Below are 7500 nucleotides of genomic sequence, written 5' to 3'. Positions count from 1 at the left end.
ATTGTGTCGTTGTATTTTTGCACGGCTTAAATGTGGCGATTTATAGCTACAGTGATTCTGTTTTCGTTCTTTTCTTCTTTGATATTGGTTTTATATCTCGGCCTACTACTTCGTTTTCTTCCTGAATCGTATTGTAGCTGTAGTTGGAGAAGGCTAAAGACGCCATGTCAGTGTAACGACTAAAAAAAACAGTTTGAGATGAATTTTCGTTTTCAAGAAATTACTTTTTCCTATAGTGATAGATTTTTTTACACTTAGACACAGGATTTTACTTTTCAAAATGGAAAGTTTTCTTCTATATCCGTAAAATCGTTTCCATCCGTTTCGAGGACTGTGGAATTTTTTTCGGATCTTTTTTCGAGATTCGGTTCTGAAAGACTTAGAGAAAGATAATTCTTTCCGGTTGCGGATTTGCGAATCCATCCCGCAAGTCGATACGTTTTTCCTTCTAAGAACACCTTACCCGTATAATCCGGTTGAGTTTCCTTTTCCTTGGTTGCGTTGTTGAAAAGACATCCTTTCTTTTCTTTGAGTGTGTATTCGGCCATTTTTGTTTCCTCCTTTTCTTTGTTCTTGCAAATGTTTCTTGAACTTGAGTCTAAATTCGGTCCTCAGTAAAATCCTGATTGGACTCAAGTATTACTTTTTTGTTTTATGCGGCTTCGGATTTACTACGTAGCGCTTCTTTTTCCAAGACTCTTTTACGGATTTCTTCGATCAGTTTGTCTGCGAGAATTTCCGCGATGGCTTCGATTTTTTTGTCCATCGATTTTGAAGTTGTGTTTTGCATGTTGTTTACCTCTTAATTTGAATTTTAGGATACGGGTTACCCACGACAAAAAAGAGGTGAATGGCACTTTTTTGGGAGACTTTGAACCATTTTTTTTTACATTCCTCCCGGGATTGTATGAATTTCTATGACTTCGACCCTACAGCGGCGGAAGTTCTTCCCATTTAATTTGAAATTGTAGTAGTTCCTACATTTTAGAGTTTCTAACTGTGGGAGAATTTTTCCCTCAAAATGAATTTGTATAGGAACTACTGCAGATTTCTTTTTCAAGAGGTTCTGGATTTACTTTCTCGCAGCGATTTCATGTGGGAACTCCTATGGAAAAGGATGTCTTTACAAATAAGATTTAAAAACGAAATATTATAAAATCCCAATTTTTAGGATAACTTTGATTCTTTTCCAATTATAGGATCGATCTTTCAATTGACAACTTAAGGTTATTGTAATGGAAATTCGAGTTTTAGGATAAATTTTGAAACGATTTGCCAAAATTCATTTTAAGATTGAACGATCAGATTTTTGAATCTACATGTTCTACTCCGCGGTTTGAATAGCTAAAAGCTTATCCAAATGCCTTAAGAGAAATTAGTATAATCATTCGGCAAGTTTATAACGAAATGCAATAGTTCCCACAGATTACGTTTTATTGAGTAGTTTGTAATTTTGAACAGACTTTTGGTTATTTAATTCTTATCGTAGTTCCCGCATTTCAAGTTTAAGGCAGGTTCTTGGCCGGAAAATGATTTCGTTTTAGGATAGACTCGAATCGGATAATTTTTTATTTTATAAAAGCATTTTTAAGAAAATCATAATAATTGAATTAACTAGTAATCAATTCTTGCGAAACGTTTTGTTCTACCCGAAAATTTCGGACGAGAGAATTGAGGATTCCAGCGAGCTGTTTTAAAAAATCGCCCGTTGCTGTTAACTCTTCCGATTGTGCCGAAATTTCGTGAAATGCTTCATTGATAAGATCCACCGATTTGTAAAGATTTCCGATTTCAGAAAATCGTCCTTCTATGTCTGTTGTAATAATCTCGCTCTGATTTGTGATTGAGATATTCAAACGGTTCAGATTTTCAATCAGATGGGAATAGTGGGAACTGTTTTCACGTATCGTTATGTGAGTCATTGCAAGAGATCTAAATTCTTCCGTTAAGTTTTTGAAAAATTCCACGGTGGTATGAACGGTGTTTTTTCCGCGTGAAACTGTGGATTGAATTTCTCCTAGGATTTCCGAAGCCTTTTTAGTACTTTCTTGTGTGTTCGATGCAAGTTTATTGATCTCTTCCGCGACCACGCCAAATCCTTTACCGGCGACTCCGGAACGGGCGGCTTCAATGGATGCGTTGATGGAAAGTATTCCTAACTTTGCCGATATGTCGTTGAGAAGTTTTACGAGGTTTTCCACTTTTTTGGCGGAGAAACCGATGTCGTTGATATCGGTTTCAAGGTGATTGAGTTCTTTTCTGCTCGATTCAATTGTTCTGACCGATTCTTCGGATTTTTCGGAACTGTCTTTCAAGTTGGAATTGAACTTTTGAAATCCGACTACGAGTTCGCTTAACAATTTCTTAGCATTCATTTCAATTTCTTTCTGTTGAGTGACGGAGGATGATATTCTTTGGAACGATTCTCTGAAAGAATCAAATATGGAGGTGACTTCTTCAAGGTTTGTGGCCTGTTCCTGAATTCCGTGGCTCATTTTTCCCCACGCGGTCGAGATTTCGAATGCGGAGTTTTCAAGTTCGTTCGACTTTTCTTTGATCGTGTAGATCATTTGTCCTAAGTTGGCGAGGTAACGATTCATCAAAAATGCAATCGCTCCCGCTTCCGTCCCTGAATCTACATGAATCTTGCGGGTCAAATCCCCGCCTCCTTTAGCAAGATCTTTGAGAGAATGGATGAGATCGATCCAACTGGAACCGGCTCCATGTTCGGTGACATTGAGTCCTTTTTCTTCGAACTCTTCGTTGACCCGGATTCCGATCGAAATTTTCAAAAGTAAAAATAAGATCAACCCCAATCCAAATGCCCAAAAAGAGCAGGCTACAACTCCGATGAGTTGAGAAAGTATTTGAATATCTTGATTTTCTGATAGAGCTGGTAGTAAAAGAGTGCCTAAAATTCCACAGACTCCGTGGACCGGAAACGCTCCTACAACGTCGTCCAGTTTTAGAATTTTTTCCAATATCCAGGATGTAATAACGACTGAAACCCCGGCTACGGAGCCAATCGCTAGAGAGGCATGAGGTTGCAGGGTGTGGCAGCCCGCGGTTACTGCTACCAAACCGCCTAAAACTCCATTCATACAATCTTCCACTGAAGCAACTCTGTAAAAAATCCAAGAAAGTGTTATTGCAAGGATTCCTCCGGCACTTCCGGAAAGGCTCGTATTCAAAATGATCAATGGAACTCCATCTGTAAAAGAAAGAGTACTTCCTCCGTTAAATCCGAACCAACCAAACCAAAGGATAAAAACACCCAAAACCGAAAAGGTAAGATTATGTCCGTGGATTTTTCTTGGAGTTCCGTCTTCTTTGAATTTGTCTTTTCTTGGCCCTAACACAATTACACCTGCCAACGCGATCCAACCACCTAACGAGTGTACTACGGTAGAACCGGCAAAGTCTACAAATCCAGTTTTGGCTATCCAACCTCCGCCCCAAGTCCAATGACCAAAAACCGGATAGATAAATATCGAAACTACGATCGACACGACTAAGTATGCAGAAAATTTAATACGTTCGGCCACAGCACCGGAAACGATGGTGGCCGCTGTCCCCATAAACGCGACTTGAAACAGAAAAAACGAAAAATCTTTACCGGTTTTTAAACCGTTCAAAAAGAAATGATTTGTGCCGATCCAACCTTCGTATGAAAATCCGAACATCAAAGCAAAACCCACGCAGAAGAACGCGATTGTTCCGACGATATAATCCATAAGATTTTTCACTGCGACGTTGATCGTGTTTTTCAATCTGGAAAGACCGGTTTCCAACATTAAAAAACCTGCCTGCATGAAAAAAACTAATGCGGCGCAGAGGATGAGCCAAATTGGGTCGACGGTTTTGGATAACTCCAGAGCGGGAGATTCGGAAAATAGAGGAGGATTGATTCCTAAAAAAAGAATCAAAATGATTCTGCTTATAATTCTATATCTTTTTAGGTTTTTCATATAAGGTTTCCAAATGTATTTATTCTTTCCTTCGAGGATTGATAGTTTCTTTTCAAAAACAAGAGAGATCTGTTTATTCTCGTAAAAGGTGATTCTGTCCTACTTTTCTTTGATCGTATTCGGAAGTTCTAAATCATAGTCGGCTGTACAACCTTTCGAAAATTGGTGAGAATCGTCGAGTTCTTTGATTATAAATTTAGAGTTTGTCCCAAAACCTGAAAAAATATCTCTAAACGTCCGGTAAATTTCTAAAAAATATGGGAGTTCCCACAGATTACGTCGTATTAAAAGTTTTTCCCGTCGTTTAAAATTGTAACAGTTCTTACTATTCTAAGGGTAAGTTTTTGTTCCAATACCTTAGAACAAAAGAATTTTTATTCTATGGATTTGGATCGGACTATTTGTAAATTTTCTATAAACTTTTATGGTAGGTTTTGATTAGATAATTGTAAAATGCAAATATCGTTCGAAAAGCATAAGATACTGCGATTTAAAATGAAACTTGATAGAGACATCGATAAAACGGCAAATTCTTTATGGCTGAAAATAAGTGAACAGAAGAATCCAATCATCACTCTGTCTTTCGAACCAGTTTTCCTCCGGATAAAAAGTTCCGCCGACCTGATCCAGAATTTCTTTCATATAAGGCTCGCCCGGATCGAAATCCTTACCGTCCAGATAAACCGAACCTCCCCATTTTTTCTTAGCCTGGGTATGAGAATAAATTCCCCGTAAGGATTCCACACGTTCGTTGGTGAGAGGAATCCTATACTTTTCGGAGAGTTCTTTAACAAGACGAGCGACCGCTTTGGTCTGTTCTCGGTTTGCTAAAAGCGTTTCCGTATCTTTCCCGACGATTTCCACTTGAAAACAGTTCGAATTTGTTCCTGCGGCTGCAGCGGCAACATCCAAGATGGAATCAAGAAGTTGATAAACTTTTCCGTCTTTATCCGCAAGGAACGTTGCTGACAAATTCCGTTTTTCTAATATTTCTAAAGTTTTTTGGTAATCTGGAATCGCGGTGTAATGTAACACAACACAATCGGGACGAATTGATCCCCGATAATTGTAGCGAAGTCTTCTTTCTTCAGGGGCCCTTCCGTCGGAAGTTTTTTCGATCGAGTTTAATTCGACGATCGAAGCGGGGGTTATACCGCGGCCTCGATTGTATGTCGGGACAATTTTTTTACCGGATGAGTCCACGAATTTTTCCTTACGAATCACCCAATCGGAAGCGAATCGATCTTTCCATTCCGTTTCGGGAAAAAATTTGCCCTGGAGTTTGGAAAAAACGGCGGAAAGAACTTTTTCGCTTCCACATTCTCCCGTATCCAAAAAATGACCGAATTTTTTCTTACTCTGAGTATGGGTAAAAACTCCATTTCCGGCGGTTATATCATAGTTATTAAGAGAAATTGAATGTTCTTTGGAGAGTTTTTGAATCAAATCGGCGAGAGCTTTCAATTGGATCTCGTTTTTTAGAATGGAATCGTTTATTCCTTCCCAGGAAACGTGAATCGTAGTTTTGTCCATTCCGGGTGAGGCTCTATAAATGATTTTAGAAGGCTCTTCCACGCCATATACGCTTCCGTTTTCGAGAACGATAAAATGAACCATCCATCCGGAGGATTTGCTTCTGTCCAAGTAATCTTCCGCTTTTAAACCAGAAGTGGAATGTAAAAGAATCGATTTTACTTGAAAGGCCCCACGCCTTTTACCGATTGTATCGAGGGATTTTTTACCAATTCCTAGAGTCAAAAAAGGAAAGATACGATCCTGCTCTTGAGAAAAAGCGGAGGATTCTTTTGTTTGAGAAAAACAACTTAAGATAAAAACGAGAAAGAGAAATGTGGTAAATGCGGAAATTTTCATACTCTGGAAACCTTGTCTCTAAGACGAATAAGATCTTCTCTTAATTTTTCAAGGGTTCGGGAAAGTTTTCTATGACGATTAATGAGATCTGAATATTCGGAAATTCTAAAATTTCTTCCGTTCTTTCTTTTGTCCTCAACTTCTTCGGGAATCAAGGGGATATCATTGAATATCTCCTCCGATAAATCGAATTCTTGTATAAGTTTTTGGTACTGGGTAGAACACGCCGAGGAAAATTCGGGAGAGAAATTCGTTTTAGAGGATTCGATCTGTTTTCCAAGCGTGTCCTTAGCTGATTTTAAGAATAAAAAAAGAGACTGATTATCTCGGACTACTTCGTTTAGGGATGCCTGTAGATGTATTTCCGTTTTACTTTTGGAGTGAAGAACTCCTCTCCTCGCCTTCAGATAAATCAGATAAATCAAGACGATTGATATGATAAAGATGAAAGAAAATAAGAAGAAGGTTCTTTTTTCGTAGATCCATTCCAAGGTTTCCCATTGGAACAGATCAGGAGCATATGCGGCGAAAGCCGAGCCGATCAAAATGAGAAAGATAGAAAAATAAAAAAAGACTCGAGTTGCCATTCGATTTCATGACATATTCCCAAGGCATGTTTGTCAAGGAAGCTTCTTCACGAAAGAAAACTCTAGGCGAAATTTAAGATCATCCAGGATTTTTCCGATATACAAATAAATGGAAGAACCTACTCCAAAACCACTTTCTAAGTCCAAGATAGTAAATTTCGGGCTTTATAAAATCAAAAAAACTCTTAGAGAAGAGGGCTTTGAAGTAGTGGAAAAACCGGACGGAAATATTTCACTCGTAATCCGCGTAGGTAAGGAAAGGGAACGATAATAATTAGAGTGTTGGAAATTAATTCTTCATCTGTTTCTATTTTCCGGAAACGGTCGATTGAAGCCATTTTATGAATCGTCACTATGGAATTTTTCGGCAACTCTATTCAATTCGCCGTTTTTTTCATGTTTCTCGATCGATTAAATTCTAAAATTACCCTATAATTTGAATCCGTTTTTCAACGACCGTTGGGTGACTTACGGTTCTTTTGAAGCGAGTTTTGGATATCGGCGAAAAAACCAATGCTTATTTGGAATTGTTTTTACAGTCAGTATGATTTATGAAAATGGTTTTAAATATTAAAAAAATATAAAGTTAGAAAGTGTTTCATATATATTTCTAATGTGACGAATATAAGTTCATGAGTGATGATTTTGATTTGTATGATCGGGTTGGTGAATGGACTGAGCTAAAATTAGAAATAGTCAAAAAATACGCGGAAAGCTTTCAAGGTGCTTTGAAAAATTCAAATTTTAAAACCATTTATATTGATGGATTTTGTAATTCCGGGGAGGCAATTTCGAAGAAAACTTCAGAGAAAATCGATGGTAGTGCTTTGAGAGCTCTAAAAGTTACACCGCCGTTTCATGAATATCATTTTGTGGACCTTGAGGAAAAACGAGTTCATCATTTACAGAGCCTTGTGAGTTCTGAAGTTAATGCACATTTTCATATTGGAAACTCTAATGAAGTTCTTCCGTTAAAAGTATTTCCAAAATTTCATTATGATAGGTATGAAAGAATATTTTGTCTTTTGGATCCTTATAAACTAACTTTGGATTGGGATGTCGTGAGAGCCGCC

7 protein-coding genes (1 of these 7 cut by a window edge) are annotated in these 7500 nt (G+C 38.0%); 2 read left to right on the top strand and 5 right to left on the bottom strand.

The genetic code is table 11. The features are described 5' to 3' along the window. Positions 1 to 275: 275 nt before the first annotated feature. The 5 genes from LEP1GSC190_RS14230 to LEP1GSC190_RS14205 all read right to left on the bottom strand — a co-directional run bounded on the left by LEP1GSC190_RS14230 (position 276) and on the right by LEP1GSC190_RS14205 (position 6427). Entirely contained in the window at positions 276 to 548 is a 273-nt protein-coding gene (locus LEP1GSC190_RS14230) for a DUF736 family protein (RefSeq protein WP_002748924.1), read from the bottom strand. A 104-nt stretch (positions 549 to 652) separates the two neighbouring features. After that, positions 653 to 790, bottom strand: a complete 138-nt coding sequence (locus LEP1GSC190_RS19880) for a hypothetical protein (protein ID WP_002748834.1) — start codon at positions 788 to 790, stop codon at positions 653 to 655. 820 nt (positions 791 to 1610) lie between these two features. Beyond that, a complete protein-coding gene (gene amt, locus LEP1GSC190_RS14215; protein WP_002748879.1) occupies positions 1611 to 3968 on the bottom strand; it encodes an ammonium transporter in 2358 nt (785 codons plus the stop codon). A gap of 534 nt (positions 3969 to 4502) precedes the next feature. Next, positions 4503 to 5840 carry a peptidoglycan recognition protein family protein gene (locus LEP1GSC190_RS14210; RefSeq protein ID WP_002748863.1) on the bottom strand — a complete coding sequence of 446 codons (1338 nt, stop codon included), beginning with the start codon at positions 5838 to 5840 and terminating at the stop codon, positions 4503 to 4505. Beyond that, positions 5837 to 6427 (bottom strand): hypothetical protein, encoded by a 591-nt coding sequence (locus LEP1GSC190_RS14205; RefSeq protein WP_002748828.1) that lies wholly within the window; start codon positions 6425 to 6427, stop codon positions 5837 to 5839. Before LEP1GSC190_RS14205 ends, LEP1GSC190_RS14210 begins: the two co-directional genes overlap by 4 nt. A 109-nt stretch (positions 6428 to 6536) precedes the next feature. On the opposite strand from LEP1GSC190_RS14205, the gene LEP1GSC190_RS19875 reads away from it, so the two are divergent. Next, entirely contained in the window at positions 6537 to 6698 is a 162-nt protein-coding gene (locus tag LEP1GSC190_RS19875; RefSeq protein ID WP_002748748.1) for a hypothetical protein, read from the top strand. 361 nt (positions 6699 to 7059) lie between these two features. Continuing rightward, a protein-coding gene (locus tag LEP1GSC190_RS14200; RefSeq protein WP_002748771.1) for a three-Cys-motif partner protein TcmP crosses the window boundary here: on the top strand, positions 7060 to 7500 show its 5' portion. It continues 387 nt past the right edge of the window; the window shows 441 of its 828 coding nt (coding positions 1–441); its start codon is at positions 7060 to 7062; its stop codon lies beyond the right edge, outside the window.

Source organism: Leptospira mayottensis 200901116 (genome assembly GCF_000306675.2).
GTDB lineage: Bacteria > Spirochaetota > Leptospiria > Leptospirales > Leptospiraceae > Leptospira > Leptospira mayottensis.
This window is presented reverse-complemented; position numbering and strand designations above follow the sequence as displayed.